This window comes from Lutibacter sp. (assembly GCF_013041805.1).
Taxonomy (GTDB): domain Bacteria; phylum Bacteroidota; class Bacteroidia; order Flavobacteriales; family Flavobacteriaceae; genus Lutibacter.
This window is the reverse complement of sequence record NZ_JABDRI010000024.1, coordinates 1-16,923: the sequence shown is the minus strand read 5'-3', so window position 1 is coordinate 16,923 and position 16,923 is coordinate 1. Positions and strand designations below refer to the sequence as shown.

Below are 16,923 nucleotides of genomic sequence, written 5' to 3'. Positions count from 1 at the left end.
TCATTATTAAATAGATTGTTCGAAATTAATTTAGCTGAAGTTGCTATGCGTGAAAAAGTAGGTTTAATGGCATATTCTCCATTGGCATTTGGAGTGCTTTCAGGAAAATATTTAAATGGTAAATTACCTGAAAATTCACGTATTAAGCTATTTCCACAATACAATAGATATAGCAGCGAACAAAGTACTTTTTTAACACAAAAATACTTCGAATTAGCTACTAAATTAGGTGTTAGTTTAACACAACTTTCTTTAGCATTTGTAAATCAGCAACCATTTTTAACAGGTAATATTATTGGTGCAACTACAATAAATCAGTTAAAAGAGAATATTGCAAGTATCCACGTGGAACTTTCAAAGGAAACTTTCGAAGAAATTGATAGAATTCAAGAGTTACAGCCTAATCCAGCACCTTAAATAGTACTAAAAAATAAAAACCTCAATTCTATAGAATTGAGGTTTTTATTTTTAAAAGTAGATTACTAATAACCAATTTTAACTCTAACACGTTGTAAAACTTCAGAAGCTACTTTTCGAGCTTTTTCAGCTCCAATAGCCAGTGCTTTATCTACTTCATCAAGATTTTCCATAAAATAGTTATAACGTGCTCTTTCTTCCGAATATTTATCAATTAGTAATTCATAAAAAGCTTGTTTTGCATGTCCATAACCATAATTTCCGCCTTCATAATTTGATCTCATTTCAGCAATTTGTTCAGGTGATGCTAATAATTTATACAAGGAAAATAAATTACACGTATCAGGATTTTTAGGTTCTTCTAACGGAGTAGAATCCGTTTTAATTTTCATAATTTGTTTACGAAGTTGTTTATCTGGTAAAAATAAATTGATAATATTACCGCTAGATTTACTCATTTTTCCACCATCGGTTCCAGGAACCCACATAGTTCCTTCTTGTATTTTTGCTTCGGGAGCTACTAAAGTTTCACCCATTTGATGATTAAATCGGTTCGCTACATCTCTAGACATTTCTAAATGTTGTAACTGATCTTTACCAACCGGAACAATTTGTGCATCGTATAATAAAATGTCTGCAGCCATTAGCATTGGATATGTAAATAAACCCGCATTTACATCTTCTAATCTGTCTGCTTTATCTTTAAAGCTATGCGCTAATGTTAATCGCTGGTAAGGAAAAAAGCAACTCAAATACCAAGAAAGCTCGGTTACTTCAGGAATATCGCTTTGTCTGTAAAATACACTTTTGTTGACATCTAAACCAAAAGCAAGCCATGTTGCAGCTGTGCTGTAGGTGTTTTGGCGTAATTCATCACCATTTTTAATTTGAGTAAGCGAGTGCATATCTGCAATAAACAAAAACGATTCGTTTTTTGGATCGTTTGCCATTTTTATTGCTGGTATTATGGCACCTAATAAGTTTCCTAAGTGTGGTGTTCCAGTACTTTGAACACCTGTTAAAATTCTCGACATTTATTTAAATTTTGAGGCAAAAATACATATTTCAAAAAGAAATTAAGAATAGATTTAAAATTACTATTTTTGGTACTTATGAAAATTTTTAAATACCCTTTTTATATCATTTGGCGTTTTTGGTTTTTATGTTGGGTAATACTTACTATAGTACCAATTTTTCCTGTATTAATTATTGTTACTTCTTCAGAAAAACTATATCCCTATTTTTTTAAAATTGCTCGAGCTTGGGCAAATACCATTTTATTTGTGATGGGTTTTAAAATAGATTTAGTGGAGACTCAAGTTTTAGAAAAAGAGAAAAGTTTTATGTTTTGCCCAAATCATACCTCAATGATTGATATTATGGTAATGCTTTCCGTTACTAAAAATCCATTTGTATTTGTTGGAAAAAAAGAGCTTTCTAAAATACCAATTTTCGGTTTTTTTTATAAGCGTTCATGTATTTTAGTTGATAGAGGAGATGCTAAAAGTAGAAAAGCTGTATTTGATGAAGCAAGAAGGAGATTAAGTAATGGTTTAGATGTTTGTATTTTTCCTGAAGGATTAGTTCCTGAAGATGAAAGTATTATTTTAAGTGAATTTAAAAATGGAGCATTTAGGTTAGCTATTGAGCATCAAATCCCAATTGTACCAATGACTTTTTACGATTGTAAAAAACGATTATCATATACTTTTTTTAGCGGAAGCCCTGGTAAATTACGTGTGAAAATTCATGAATTTATAGAAACAGAAGGACTTGTTTTAAATGATAGTAATTCCCTTAAAAAACAAACATTTGATATAATTTACAATGAACTCAGTACTGATTTAAAAAAGCAAGAGATACACACTTAAATCAACCTTTTATCGTTCTTTAAAAATGGAAGAAAAAAAAGTCACTTATTACGATCCAAAAGAAGAAAAATTCAATGTTGTGTCTCACGCAATTGGACTGGTTTTAAGCATCATTGCTTTGGTATTATTAGTTGTTTATTCTTCTATTTATGGTAGTACTTGGCATATTGTAAGTTTTAGTATTTACGGTGCCAGTTTAATTGTATTATATTCAGCATCAACATTTTATCACTATGTTCAAAATCCAAAACTACGATATCGATTAAATATTTTCGACCACTCTGCCATTTATGTATTAATTGCAGGAACCTATACACCTTTTACCTTGGTGGTTTTAAATGGTTGGGTAGGGTGGACTATTTTTGGAGTTTCTTGGGGTTTAGCATTACTAGGTATTATATTAAAACTTTTTTTTATTGGTAAATACGATAAAATTTCAACGTTTGCCTACGTACTTATGGGTTGGGTTGTGATTTTTGCTATAAAACCATTAATCAATAATTTACCCTTTGAAGGTTTAATGTGGTTATTGGCTGGTGGAATATTTTATACAGTTGGAGCGGTTTTGTATAGTATTAGAGGCTTAAAGTATAACCATGCAATTTTTCATATTTTTGTTTTGTTAGGAAGTTTTGCCCACTTTATTGCGGTTTTCTTTTATGTGTTACCTATTAAAAAGTAGCAATTAAAACACTTCAATTTTTAAACATTGACCTTTATATTTTTAGTAACTTCATACGAAATTTGCTAAACAATATAACTCGCTTAAAATGAAACTTCAACATTTAATTATTACGCTTTTAGTAAGTGTAATTTTCGCTTCGTGTAAAAATGACAATCAGCAATAAACAACAAATAATATTTTTTAGTTTAGAAAGCACATAAATTATACAACTTCTGGCGCTGTTTCAGTAGCAGAACCTATTATAATTGAACTTGTGAATGAAGTTGATACCTGGATTTCTAATGGAATTTATTCTTCCAAAAGAAAATACCACGATTTATTTAACAAAAGGATTCAGTGGAGAAAAAAACAATTTATTTTTGAAAGTAGTTCATTCAAATCGAGATATTAAATTATTCTGGTATGTAGATGAGACATTTATTGGAACAACCCAAAGCATTCGTGATATGGAAATATTAGCCAAAAAAGGGGTGCATTTAATTACTGTAATTGATGAATTTGGAAATGAGATTCGTAGAGAAATAAAAATTAAATAATAACTTTTTTGAACATATATTCAAATGTTGTACCTTGCATTGAAAATTAATGAAAATTAACTTAACATTCATACCTAGATATGTTACAAATTTTACTCGTTGACGATGAAAATGATGCTTTAGAAGCTCTTGAATGGAAATTAAATAATTACATTGATAATGTGCAGGTTACAACTTGTAATTCACCGCTAAAAGCTATTGATATTATTAATAAAAGTAAACCAGATGTGGTATTTTTAGATATACAAATGCCAGAAATGGATGGTTTTACAATGATTGAAAAAGTTAAAAACAGAGATTTTAACTTAATTTTCACAACAGCTCATGATGAATTTGCTTTGAAGGCAATCAAAGTGTCTGCAATAGATTATTTGTTAAAGCCAGTTGATAAAGATGAGTTGTTGGCTTCAATGGAAAAAATAAAAGTTGCTAAAAAGGGTGATTTGTTAGAAGATAAACTTAAGTTATTATTAAACAATTTAAGTGATAATAGTAATGATAAAATCAATATTTCTGCAGATGGTAAAGTGTATTTATTAGACAAAGATGATGTAGTAATGTTAAAATCTGATAAAAGTTATACCACTATCTTCTTAAAAAATGAACAACAAATATTAGTTTCCAAAACCTTAAAAGAGGTTGAGAAAAAATTTCAATTTTCCGAATTTTTTAGGGTTCATAATTCGTACTTGATTAATTTAAATCATATTAAAGAATATTTAAAAGGTTTAGGAGGAGAACTTATTATGACCAATGGTTTAACAGCAAGTATAAGTAGAAATAGAAAAGCTGAACTATTTAAAAAATTATATTTAGACTAAAGAATGCTTTTAGATTTTCATTCTGAAATATATTCATGGATACGTGGTGGACTTTTTGTTTTATTCATTTATCATTTTTTGATTTTTTTTCAGAATAGAAGTAAACTTTATTTGTATTACAGTTTATACCTACTTGCGTTATCAATATATTTACTTCAGCACATCCTTCCGGATAGTGCTTCAGTTTTTTACGATTATTTTAATTTTTCTATACAATTTTTTGCTTATGCGGCTTATGTTGCTTTTGCTAGAGATTTGTTAGATACAAGAGCTCACTTAATAAGATGGGATAAGTATTTTGAAATAGAGGTGAAAATACTATTAATACTAGCGGTTGTTTTTATTTTAATTCAGTTGTTTTTAGGGAGAAGCTTCCAGCTTATGGCATTTACAGTAATTGCTCCACTTTTAACGATCTTCACTTTGGTATCGTATTATGTCATTATTACTAATATTAGGGATAATTCAGCGCGTTATTTTGTTGTTGGATCGTTGGTTTATGTGTTATTAGCAAATGTTAGTTTTTTTGAAATTATATTAGGGTCTGAGATTTTTATAGACAATGGTATACAACCCATGTTTTTTGTTTATTCAGGGGCGATTCTTCAATGTATTATTTTTTCAATAATTCTTGGTTCCATAATTAAAAAAATTCAACAGAAAAGTAAAAATGCCGAACTTAGGCTTGCTGTGAAGTTAAAAGAAATGGAAGAGCTTAAAATGACGACCTTACAAAGTCAAATGAATCCACACTTTTTATTTAACTCCTTAAATTCTATCAATAATTTTGTTTTAAAAAACGAAATTGAAAAAGCGTCAGATTATATTACAAAATTTTCAAAACTCATACGTGTAATTTTAAACAGTTCATCGAGTCCAACATCTAGCCTTTCAGAGGAATTAACCATATTAGCCTTATATGTTAAGTTAGAGCAAATGCGTGTAACAGGAGGCTTTAATTACAAAGTTACAATTGATAAAAATTTAAATTTAGATAGTATTCAAGTTCCACCATTATTTTTGCAACCTTTTATAGAAAATGCAATTTGGCACGGAATTATGAAAAAGGAAGGTGAAAAAATAATTGACTTATCTATTAAGGAAGATAATGGATATGTTTTGTGTGTAGTTTTAGACAATGGAGTTGGAATTAATCAAACAAATAAAATTACTCATCTTTCTCAAAAACGAAAATTTTTTGGAGCAAAAGCTACAGAAAACAGGATTAGAATTTTACATAAGAATGAAGGAGTTGAAATTCAAACTACAGATATTTCAAACGATCAAGCTTCAGGAACAAAAGTTTCAATTAGATTTCCCCTAAATTAGCCAATAATTCTTTTAGTTAATAAATTTTAACAAAGCACATCCTAAAACTTATTAATTCACAAAACAAAATGTTCAGTGTTTATCAAAATATATCAGAAGCATTGTTTGTTAAAATGATAAAATTTAATAATAAAAATAATATTAAAAAAGCTGTGTATTAAAAGAATAGGTTTTATTGTGTTTTTAAGATACTTAATAGTTGTAAATTTTTAATATCCATTACTTTCAAAAGAATAATAAATTACCATTTATAACTAAAAACACACCATTTATATATTTTTTAATGGATTATGTTTATTTAGAACAAAAGTGTCTATTTAAGAATGTATCTTTGTTAAGTATTAATGTCAAGAGGGGTTTTGACATTTTACATTAAAACATTAAATAAGTCTTTGGGGTTGATTTATTTATTCCTTGAACATTGTATATTCGAATTACAATGTTCAAGGTTTTTTTTTGTTGAAAAGTTTCATTCAAATTTTCTCTCTCCATTTTTAATAAATATATTTGAATGAACTTATGAAACAACTTACGCACATATTTATATTCTTATTTTTACATTCTACAATTGCCCAAGTTGATTATTCTTCTAGTTGGGAAGATTTCTATTCTTACAATAATGTGAAAGACTTTACAGTAGCTGAAAATAAAATATATGCTATCGTTGATAATGCTCTATTCAGCTATAATATTATTAATAAAGAGGTTATTAAAATATCATCTATCAATGGTCTTTCAGGAGAAAATACAACGAGTATTTATTATAGTAAATTTTTTCAAAAAGTTATTGTTGGTTATGAAACAGGATTACTTGAAATAATTGACAGTAATAATAGTATTACTATAGCAAAAGACATTGTTAACTTTAATTATTCAGGAAATAAGAACATAAATAATATATCAGAATATAATGGTAAGCTCTATCTTTCAACGTCTTTTGCAATAGTTGTGTACGATTTAGAAAACCTGCAATTTGGTGATACTTATTTTATTGGGAATCAATCTTCTGATCTTTTAATTCATCAAATTAAAATTCATCAAGAAACTATTTATGCAGTTACTGAAAATGGAATTTTTACCGCTTCAACTAAAAACCCAAGTTTAATAGATTTTAATAATTGGACACAACATAATTCAGGTAATTTTTCTGCTATTGAAATTTTCAACAACCAAGTGTTTATTTCCAAAAATCGCACTTTATACACTTTTGAAAACAATGTACTAGTCCCAATAAAAACATATTCTTCAGAAATACGAAGTCTTAAATCATCAGAAGCGTATTTAACAATAAGTACACAAAGAAGTGTATATGTAAATGATTTGAATAATTTGGAAATTTTAAATTATACAACAAGCGCCAATGACTTGTTTTATTATAATTTAAATACAGCTTTTTATATTGAGAGTGACTTATATTTAGGAACTCAAGAATTTGGAATTTTAAGAAGTAATTCTCAAAATATTCCAAATTTTGAAGAAATTCACCCAGATGGTCCAGTTTCAAATTTACCTTTTTCAATAAGTGTTAAAGACAATAACCTATGGGTTGTTTATGGTGGTTACACCTCTTCTTATAGGCCTTTGGGTAGAAGAGCTGGCTTTAGTCATTTTAACGGGGAAAAATGGTTAAATACACCTTATAATGATGTAGGCTTAATAGATTTGGTTCATATTACTTTTGACCCTATTATAGATAATAAAGTATACATTAGTTCTTGGGGAGGAGGAATGTTTATAGTTGAAGATGATATAATTACAACATACTGGAATCATACTAATAGTGGTTTAGAAAATTTATACCCTAATCCAAGTCCTGTTAGCATAAGAATAAATGGAACAGCTTTTGATAATGAAGGAAATTTATGGGTTGCAAATGCTTGGGTAGATAATAGAATAAAAAAATATAATCCAGATGGGTCTTGGTCTAGTTTTGATATGAGCTCTGTAATTACTAACCCCGCTTTTGGTTTAAACGAACTAGTAATTGATAAAACAACCAATATTTGGATTGGATCTCGGAGAAATGGGGTGTTAGTTTTTAATGAGAATGGAAATTATAAAAAATCATTAACTACCGAACTAACAAAAGGTGCGTTGCCGGATTTAAATGCTAGAACCGTTAAAGTAGATAATAACAATAGAATATGGATTGGAACTAAAAAAGGGTTGGTTGTTTATTATAACGCTGCCAATGTATTTAATGAAAACAATATTGATGCAGAACCAATTATAATTTTAGATGATGGTATTCCTAAAAAATTGTTAGGAGAACAGGTTGTAAATTCTATTGCCATAGATGGAGCTGAAAATAAGTGGTTCGCAACTGAATCAGGTGGTGTTCTACAAACAAATTCAGGTGGTTTAAAAACAATAAATACGTTTAATAAAGATAATTCACCTCTACCTTCTAATAATATTTTAAAAATAGACATAGATAAAAATTCAGGAAAAGTATATTTTGCTACAGATAAAGGTATTGTTGCATTCGATAGCAATGTATCATCTTATGGAGATAATTTGCCAGAAGTATATGCATATCCAAACCCTTCAACAAAATCGAATGAATTTATTACTATTGACGGTAGAAATGGAACACATTTACCCAAAGATACCAATGTAAAAATTTTGGATACGGCAGGCAATTTAGTATTTGAAACAAATACGACGGAAGAAAATGAATTATTTGGAGGAAAGGTAGTTTGGAATAAAACTAATTTAGCGGGAAATAAAGTGGCTTCAGGTATTTATATAGTTTTGCTTATTACTGAAGATCATATAGAAACTGCTGTAGCAAAAATTGCCATTATTAATTAAAGATGATTGAATCTACGAAGGCAATTGTTTTGAAAACAATAAAGTATGGTGATACAAGTTTAATAACAACTTGTTATACTCAAAATTTCGGCGTAAAAGCATACATGCTTAAGGGTATTTTAAAAGCTAAGAAAACCAAAATAAAAGCGGCGTACTTTCAACCTTTAATGCAACTTACTTTAGCAGCAAACCATAACAAGAAAGGCAGTTTAAATTCAATTAGAGATTTAGAAGTTTCTAGCTTTTATAATTCAATTTATACAGACATAAAAAAGCAAACCATCGCGCTATTTTTAGCGGAAATAGTTTATAATGCTATACGCGAAGAAGAGCAAAATAGTACGCTTTATGAATATTTAGAGACATCATTTTTATGGTTAGATACACATACTGCTATTTCAAACTTTCATCTATTGTTTTTATTAAACTTAACTAAATTTTTAGGCTTTTATCCAGAGACAAATTTCATGAGTGCATCTTATTTTGATTTATTGGAAGGAACCTTCACAAATAAGGCAACATCTAATTGTGTATCAGGTGATAATTTAGTTCAATTTAAAAAGCTTTTAGGCATAAATTTTGATGTGATACACACTATTGATTTTACAGCCTCAAATAGACAAGAAGTGTTGTCTATACTAATTCAATATTTTGAATTACATTTGGAAGGCTTTAAAAAACCAAAATCGTTAGTTGTATTAAGGTCTATATTTAGTTAATTATGAGATTTTTAAGTGTTATTTTTCTTTTTTTAATCACAATTTCTGTCAAAGCTCAACAAGTTAAAGTTTTAGAGTGGGGAACAAATTTTCCTATTGAAAATGTCACTATTTACAACGACTCAAATGATAAAAGAGTGTACACCAACAAACACGGGATTGCAGATTTATCATCATTCAATGATTCAGATATAATTTCATTTAACCATTTATCTTATATTGAGTATGAAATTTTAAAGAAAGAGTTAGGTATCATTGAATTTATCGTGTATTTAAATAAGTACTCTGAACAGTTAGAAGAAATTGTTTTATCAGCATCAAAGGGAAAAGAAAATAGACGTAGAATAGCAGAGCAAATAAGTATCATTTCAAAAGAAGAAATTAAAAAAATTGCACCACAAACATCAGCAGATTTATTAGCAAATTTACCTGGTGTGAAAGTACAAAAAACGCAATCGGGCGGTGGTAGTCCTGTTTTGAGAGGAATGGAAGCCAATCGTATATTATTAGTGGTTGATGGCGTTAGAATGAATAATGCTATATATAGAACAGGTCATTTACAAAACTCAATTACAGTTTCTCCAAATATTATTGAAAGGACAGAGGTTATTTTTGGACCATCATCTGTAATTTATGGTTCTGACGCTTTAGGAGGTGTAATTCATTATTTCACTAAAACACCAAAAGTTAGTGATATAAAACAAGTTAATGCATCAATTTATTCTCGTTACAGTTCTGTTAATAACGAGTTTACTACTGAAGGGAATATTGAATTTAGAAATAAAAAATGGGCCTCTTATACAAGTATTTCACACAGTGAATTTGGTGATATAAAAATGGGTACAAATAGAACTCACGGTTTTGATGATTGGGGTAGGGTATTTGATTATTCAACAAATAGTAATACGTTTTACAGCCCTACATCCGCAGTGAATCCAAATAGTAGTATTCAAAAAAATACTGCTTATAAACAAACTGATATTTTACAAAAAATAGCCATTCCACTTTCAAATAAGAGTGATATAATTTTCAATTTTCAGTATTCTTCATCATCTAATATTGATAGGTTTGATAATTTAGCAACCTATAGTGGTGATGAACTAAGATTTGCTGAATGGTATTATGGACCTCAAAACAGATTGTTAGTATCGTCACAATTAAAACTTGAACCTAACAAAAAATGGCTTCAAAAGGGAACAATAACAGCTGCATTTCAAAATATTGAAGAATCAAGAGTTGATAGAAGACTGTCAAGTTTAAATCGTTATTACTCTTTTGAAAATTTGAATGTTTTTAGTTTAAATGGCGATTTTTTTGTTCCACTAACCAAAACTAATGATAGAATTCTCTCTTATGGTTTTGAAGTTGCTCATAATGAAGTAGCTTCCAAAGCTTATGGTAAAACTTTAGAGGTGCAAGGAAATTCTATTATAGGCCTAGGAGAAGAATTTGTAGAGCAATCTCGCTATCCTGATGGAGGTAGTACTTACACAAGCGCAGCTTCCTATGTTAATTACAGACAAGACATTAGTAGTAAATCAACGCTTAACACAGGAATTCGTTTTGTAAACACACAGCTAAATGCAACTTGGATAGAAGATACGTTTATAACTTTACCAGATTTTGATATTTCATTAAACAATTCAGCTGTTACTGCAACAATTGGATATGTTTATAAACCAACCTTAGATTGGCAGTTTAACAGTGTAATCTCTTCTGGATTTAGATCCCCTAATATTGATGATATTGGTAAAGTAAGAGAAAAATCGGGCAATGTAACGGTGCCAAATATATATTTAAAGCCAGAATATGCCTATAGTTTTGAAACAGGTCTATTAAAATATTTTAACAATAGAAAATTTAATACTGGTTTAAATTTATATTACACGCTTTTAGACAATTATATTACACGCGATTTCTTTGAAATCAATAACTCTTCAACTATTATTTATAACGGTGAAGAAGGTAATGTAATGGCAAATGTGAATAAAGACAATGCGTACATTGTTGGAAGCACTTTCAGCTTTAGAGGTGATTTAAATTCAAATTGGGGCACTAATGGATCTATAACATATACGAAAGGAAAAGCATACGATACTAATTTACCATTATCCTCAATACCTCCACTATTTGGTGATTTAAATTTAAATTACCGCACAGAGCGCTTGCAAGTTGGTTTAAACTGGAGGTTTAATGCTCAAAAGAAAATTGAAGATTATAATTTAATAGAAGGAATTGATAACGAAGAGCAAACACCTTATAATAGTTTAACAGATACCTATATTGGTACTCCAAGTTGGAATACGTTTAATATTAATTCAAATTATAGGGTTAACAGTAGTGTTACTGCATTCTTAAACATTGATAATATATTGGACATTCACTATAAAGAATTCGCATCTGCAATTAGTGCACCCGGCAGAAATATTTCTGTTTCATTTTTAATAAATATTTAATTTGTTAAAAAAATATATCTCCATTTATTATTAATATCAGTCCATTTATTTTTGATTTAATACCATACATTTAAAATTACTTCATTTAAAATTAGGAGGTTAGTTGTTTTTGTACTACCTTTATATGTCCAAAGCCCCTTGCCTATGCACTGCAAAATATACTAATAAACACTACACAAGAACCGACTCATACTATTTTATGAATTTTAAATTCATAAAAATTATACTATGTTAATTTCATTATTAACTGTATTTATTTAATTTTTAGAAAGCATCACGCCCCATGTTTTGAAAAAAATAGTTACTTTTCTAATATTAGCTGTATTTATTCCGCTACTAACTTTTTCTCAAACAACAATTTGGGAAGAAGATTTTACATATTCTGACGGTACTACTGTTGGGACTTCGAATAGGTGGACTGCAACTGGAACTGCTAATGGATACTTTGAAGTTCGCTCTAATGAATTTAGAGGGAATAATCTTGATGCTGAGCAAATTTTAGAAACAGAATCAATAAATATATCCGGGTATTCAAATGTAAGTCTAAGTGTTGATATTATTGCGGTTGCAGCTGCTTTAGACGCTACAGATTATGTAGAAGTTTATTATATTCTTGATTCGGCCCCAGAAGTTTTATTCACCACGAATGGCTCAGTAACTGGTAACTTTACGGGAGTTGCTTCTGAAACAGGATTAAGTGGTTCATCCATTAAAATTAGAATAAAAGTACTAAATACCCATACAAATGAGACTTGGGGTATTGATGATATTTTAGTAACAGGTATATTATCGAGTCCTGAAATTAATATTTTAGGAAATGGAGTAACAATTACGGATGGAGATTCATCGCCATCATTTACGGATGAAACTGATTTTGGATCTACAAATATTGGCTCAAATTCTGATCATACATTTACAATTCAAAATACAGGAACTGCAATACTTAATTTAACAGGTTCTCCAATAGTTGGTATTAGTGGAGATGTAGCCTTTACAATATTAACACAACCAAGTGCAGCGAGTATAGCTAGCGGAGGTAGTGATTTAACTTTTACAGTTAGGTTTACACCTACATTAACTTCAAATGTAACAGCAACTATATCAATTGCTAGTAATGATCCCGATGAAGATCCATACAGTTTTACAATTCAAGGAATAGGGGTTGCAGCTTTAACAAAAGGGCCAGGAGGGATAACAACAGATTTACAGCTTTGGTTAAAAGCAAATGATGGATTAGGTTATTCAGATGGGCAAAGTGTTTCTTTATGGTCAGATCAGGGAAGAGGTTCAGATGCAACTGTAAATTTAGCCGGACAAGAGCCAACTTATAGAGATCATAAAGATTACAATATAAATTTTAACCCTGTAGTTGATTTTGATAGTAGTATTTTATTAGCACCAAAGGATACTGACTTCTCATTTGATGATTTAAGAGGTGATTTTTTAGTTGGTTCTTCAGGGATGTATACACAAGATTTGTTTGTAGTTGTGTTACCAGATACACCAATTAGTAATGCGGGTTTAAATATGGATTTATTTTGTGGAGATGAAGATATTTTAGCTGATGAAGAAGATGTAACTGGAGTAGGGTTTGGTGAATATTCAGCGAGATTTACTAATGAGTCTTTAAGTTATTGTATTGGTACTAGCGGTGAATATGGAGTTGCTGAGAATGTAATAGGGACAAATAATTATGATAATGTTGGAATTATTAATGCTAGAAATAATGTAGGAAATACCCAGCAAGAACTTTATTACAACTCAAACGATGTTGAAACTATTCAAGCGAACTTATCATATTTTACAAATGTAAGTAACTCACGTTATTGGATAGGTAGAAGTGAAGGTTATGAGGCAGCAACTAATGCAAGAATTGTTGAAATAATAACCTTTTCATCAAGACAAGATGATACAACTGAACGAAATCGAATCGAGAGTTATCTAGCCATAAAATATGGAATTACGTTAGGGGTTAACGGAACAAGTCAAGATTATGTAGATTCTTCGGGAAATGTTATTTGGGATCAATCTGCAAATGCTGGTTATAATTTTGATATTGCTGGTATTGGTAGAGATGATAATTCACAATTAAACCAAAAACAATCAAGTAGTGTAAATAATGCTACTGATGTAACAGGGCCCATTGAAGGTATTTTAACTATTGGTTTAACTGATATTTATACAACAAATAATGAGAACATTGCAACTAACGCAACAAATACCTTCGTAGATAAGGAATTTTTGGTTTGGGGAAATAATGGCGCAAATTTAGACCTTGCAGCTACAACTATAAATGTAGACATGAGTGATGGAATTTCAGGATTATCAACTCCAGTTTCTTTTACAGGAATGCAACGAATTTGGAAAGTTGTAGAAACAGGAGGAGACGTTTCAAAAGTAGAAATTAGTATCCCTAAAAATGCCATTAGAAACATAAGTCCTCCAGGAAGCTATTTAATGTTTATATCTGATACTGATATTTTTGACCCAACAGCAGACTATAGAGTTTTGACAGAAATATCAGGAAATCTATATACAGATTATGATTTTGATGGTACGAAATATATTACGTTTGGATATTCTCCCGAAGTTGTGGTTGAACGTTCAATATATTTCGATGGTGTTGTAGATTATGTAGATATGGACGATGTACTAGATTTAAACCCTTCAGAATTTACAGTCTCTTCTTGGATAAAGAGAGGAGTAGGATCAACAAATACTTCAATACTTTCAAAAAGAGATGCTGCCTATACAGAAGGCTACGATTTTAAAATATCTCCTGCCAATAAAGTTGAAATGTCTTGGGGTAATTTAGGTGCTCAAAAAATTACTTCTAACACTACTATTCCCCAAGATGAATGGCACCATGTTGCCGTAATTTATAGCGGAGGTACTGCAAGTTTATTTATAGATGGGGTATTAGATACTGCGGCATCTTTATCAAATCCAGTATCAACTACCCAAAATTTTCATATTGCCGCAGCCGGTAAAAATACCCCAACAGCATTTTTTGAAGGTAATATTGATGAGGTTAGAATTTGGGATATAGCTTTAACGGTTGATCAGTTACACTATGTAATGAATCAAGAAATTGAAGATAATGGCACTTTTGTAAATGGAAAAGTGATACCAAAAACCATCACTAAAAATGAAGTATCAACTATTCCTTGGACCGATTTAGCAGGATATTATCCAATGTCAGTTTACACATATACAAATACAAATGATGCCTCAGGAAATAATAACCAAGGAGCTTTAAGAAACTTAGATACTGTTGATTGGCAAACAGCTCCGCTTCCATATGTTTCAGATGCTGACGGAGCTTGGGATACTCCAGCAACTTGGTTGAACAACTTAGTACAAGACTTACCTAATAGTACATCTATTATTGATGGAGTTACACCAATAGATTGGAATATTGTGCAAACAGCTCATAATATTTCCTCAGGAGATAAAGATATTACCATTTTAGGATTCATTTCTACGGCTGGAAAACTATCAATGGCTGAACCTTTGGAGGCTCTAGATGAAAATAATAGTGGTCAAAGTTTAACAGTAACACATTATTTCGAATTAGATGGAGCTTTAGATTTGATAGGCGAATCACAATTAATACAAACTGAAGGATCTATCTTAGATATAGATAGTGGTGGTTATATTGAAAAAGACCAGCAAGGAACAGCTAATAGTTTTAATTATAATTATTGGTCGTCTTCTGTTGGTCCTATTAGTGGTAATACTAGTACAAGAGGAATAGGAACGCCAAGTATAAATAGCAATAATTCTGTTTCAGGAATTTTAGAAGATGGAACAAATACATCAACTCCTGTAGCTATTAATTTTCAACCATCATATGCAGCTGCTGATACCGGAGTTACTAGTCCCATTATCATCAGTTCGTATTGGTTGTTTACATATAATGGAACAAATGACGACTATGATTCATGGATTTCCATAGATCAAAATACGAGTTTATTAGCAGGTGAGGGATATACCATGAAAGGTTCTTCTGGTGCTTGTTTATTAGCCACCAATCAAAACTATGTATTTAAAGGAAAACCAAATAATGGAGATATTACATTACCAATTGCATTGGGTAATAACAGATTAATTGGAAATCCGTATCCATCAGCAATTGATGCTGACGAGTTTATTAAAGACAATATTAAAGAAACAATTAATAGTAAAGTTGGTAGGAATACCGCGAATATATTCAATGGAGCGCTATATTTTTGGCATCATTTTGGTCAAGAGAACTCACATAATTTAGCAGAGTATGTAGGTGGTTATGCAACATATACATTAATGGGAGGAACACAAGCTATTTCAAATGATAGTAGAATTAATCACAATATGAGTACCGGTGGAAAAACACCTGAAAGATACATTCCTGTGAGTCAAGGATTTTTTGTAAATGCTTATTTGCCTTCAACCATATCGGGAACCACAACTACTGTTGATGGGGGTAGTATTGTTTTTAAGAATAGTCAACGAATATTTCAAATTGAAGTTCCAAATGCAGGAAATGGATCTGTCTTTTTTAAATCAGCTGCTGCAAAAAGTAAAGATTTAGCTGAGAGCACAATTGATACTAGAGAAAAAATTCGATTGATGTTCGATTCTCCAAATGGATATCATAGACAATTACTAATAGGTGTTGATGAAAACACGACCAATGATTTTAATATTGGATACGATGCTCCAATAGCTGATTTAGGAACCGAAGATATGTTTTGGATCATTGATGAATCTAAATTTGTAATTCAAGGCGTTCCTAACTTCAATAAGAAACAAGAATTTCCAATTGGTTTAAAAACTGAGCAAGAAGGAAAAATTACTATTAGTATTGATTCTTTAGAAAATATTGATGAAACGGATACAGGAATCTATATAAAAGATTACCTAACAGGAGAAACATATAACATTCAAAATCAAATCTTTGAAATTTATTTACCTGCCGGAGAGTATTTAGAGAGGTTTGCTTTAACATTTCAGCCACGAATAAAAACACTAGAAGAGGCAACACTAAAGGACGGAATACTTGTTTATATGAATAATAAATCATCCGAATTATGCGTAAAAAGAATTGTTGATACAGAGATTATTGAAATTACCTTATACAATTATTTAGGCCAAATGGTAGAGAATTGGAATAAACATTTTACCAATAGGGAATTTTCAATTCCAATTCAAAAATCTTCTGGTGTTTATATTGTAAAATTCAAAACCATAAATGGTATTATTTCTAAAAAAATTGTATTGAATTAATACATTA

General features: G+C 30.1%; 11 protein-coding genes. 10 read left to right on the top strand and 1 reads right to left on the bottom strand.

Annotated elements, in window-relative coordinates; all coding sequences use genetic code 11:
* Window positions 1-417: aldo/keto reductase (locus HKP59_RS03435; protein WP_291803459.1), on the top strand; the 417-nt coding region annotated here is incomplete at its 5' end.
* Between the two features lie 65 nt (window positions 418-482).
* On the opposite strand, the gene trpS is transcribed toward HKP59_RS03435, so the two are convergent.
* Window positions 483-1,451 (bottom strand): tryptophan--tRNA ligase, encoded by a 969-nt coding sequence (trpS, locus tag HKP59_RS03430; protein WP_291803457.1) that lies wholly within the window; start codon window positions 1,449-1,451, stop codon window positions 483-485.
* 78 nt (window positions 1,452-1,529) lie between these two features.
* Between trpS and HKP59_RS03425 the strand changes: the two genes are divergently transcribed.
* The 9 genes from HKP59_RS03425 (at window position 1,530) to HKP59_RS03385 (ending at window position 16,916) form a co-directional block, all read left to right on the top strand.
* Window positions 1,530-2,288: a lysophospholipid acyltransferase family protein gene (locus tag HKP59_RS03425; RefSeq protein ID WP_291803455.1), complete on the top strand. Its 759-nt coding sequence runs from the start codon at window positions 1,530-1,532 to the stop codon at window positions 2,286-2,288.
* Window positions 2,289-2,313: 25 nt separating this feature from the next.
* Window positions 2,314-2,970: a hemolysin III family protein gene (locus tag HKP59_RS03420; protein WP_291803454.1), complete on the top strand. Its 657-nt coding sequence runs from the start codon at window positions 2,314-2,316 to the stop codon at window positions 2,968-2,970.
* A gap of 260 nt (window positions 2,971-3,230) precedes the next feature.
* A complete protein-coding gene (locus HKP59_RS03415) occupies window positions 3,231-3,509 on the top strand; it encodes a hypothetical protein (RefSeq protein ID WP_291803453.1) in 279 nt (92 codons plus the stop codon).
* Between the two features lie 80 nt (window positions 3,510-3,589).
* Window positions 3,590-4,330: a LytTR family DNA-binding domain-containing protein gene (locus tag HKP59_RS03410; protein ID WP_291803451.1), complete on the top strand. Its 741-nt coding sequence runs from the start codon at window positions 3,590-3,592 to the stop codon at window positions 4,328-4,330.
* Between the two features lie 3 nt (window positions 4,331-4,333).
* Complete coding sequence (locus HKP59_RS03405; protein WP_291803449.1) at window positions 4,334-5,659, top strand: histidine kinase; 1,326 nt, start codon at window positions 4,334-4,336, stop codon at window positions 5,657-5,659.
* Window positions 5,660-6,178: 519 nt separating this feature from the next.
* Window positions 6,179-8,473 carry a hypothetical protein gene (locus tag HKP59_RS03400; RefSeq protein WP_291803447.1) on the top strand — a complete coding sequence of 765 codons (2,295 nt, stop codon included), beginning with the start codon at window positions 6,179-6,181 and terminating at the stop codon, window positions 8,471-8,473.
* 2 nt (window positions 8,474-8,475) lie between these two features.
* Entirely contained in the window at window positions 8,476-9,192 is a 717-nt protein-coding gene (gene recO, locus HKP59_RS03395) for a DNA repair protein RecO (RefSeq protein ID WP_291803445.1), read from the top strand.
* Between the two features lie 2 nt (window positions 9,193-9,194).
* Window positions 9,195-11,648: a TonB-dependent receptor gene (locus HKP59_RS03390; protein ID WP_291803444.1), complete on the top strand. Its 2,454-nt coding sequence runs from the start codon at window positions 9,195-9,197 to the stop codon at window positions 11,646-11,648.
* A 288-nt stretch (window positions 11,649-11,936) separates the two neighbouring features.
* Window positions 11,937-16,916 carry a LamG-like jellyroll fold domain-containing protein gene (locus HKP59_RS03385; RefSeq protein ID WP_291803442.1) on the top strand — a complete coding sequence of 1,660 codons (4,980 nt, stop codon included), beginning with the start codon at window positions 11,937-11,939 and terminating at the stop codon, window positions 16,914-16,916.
* The last annotated feature ends 7 nt before the right edge of the window (window positions 16,917-16,923 follow it).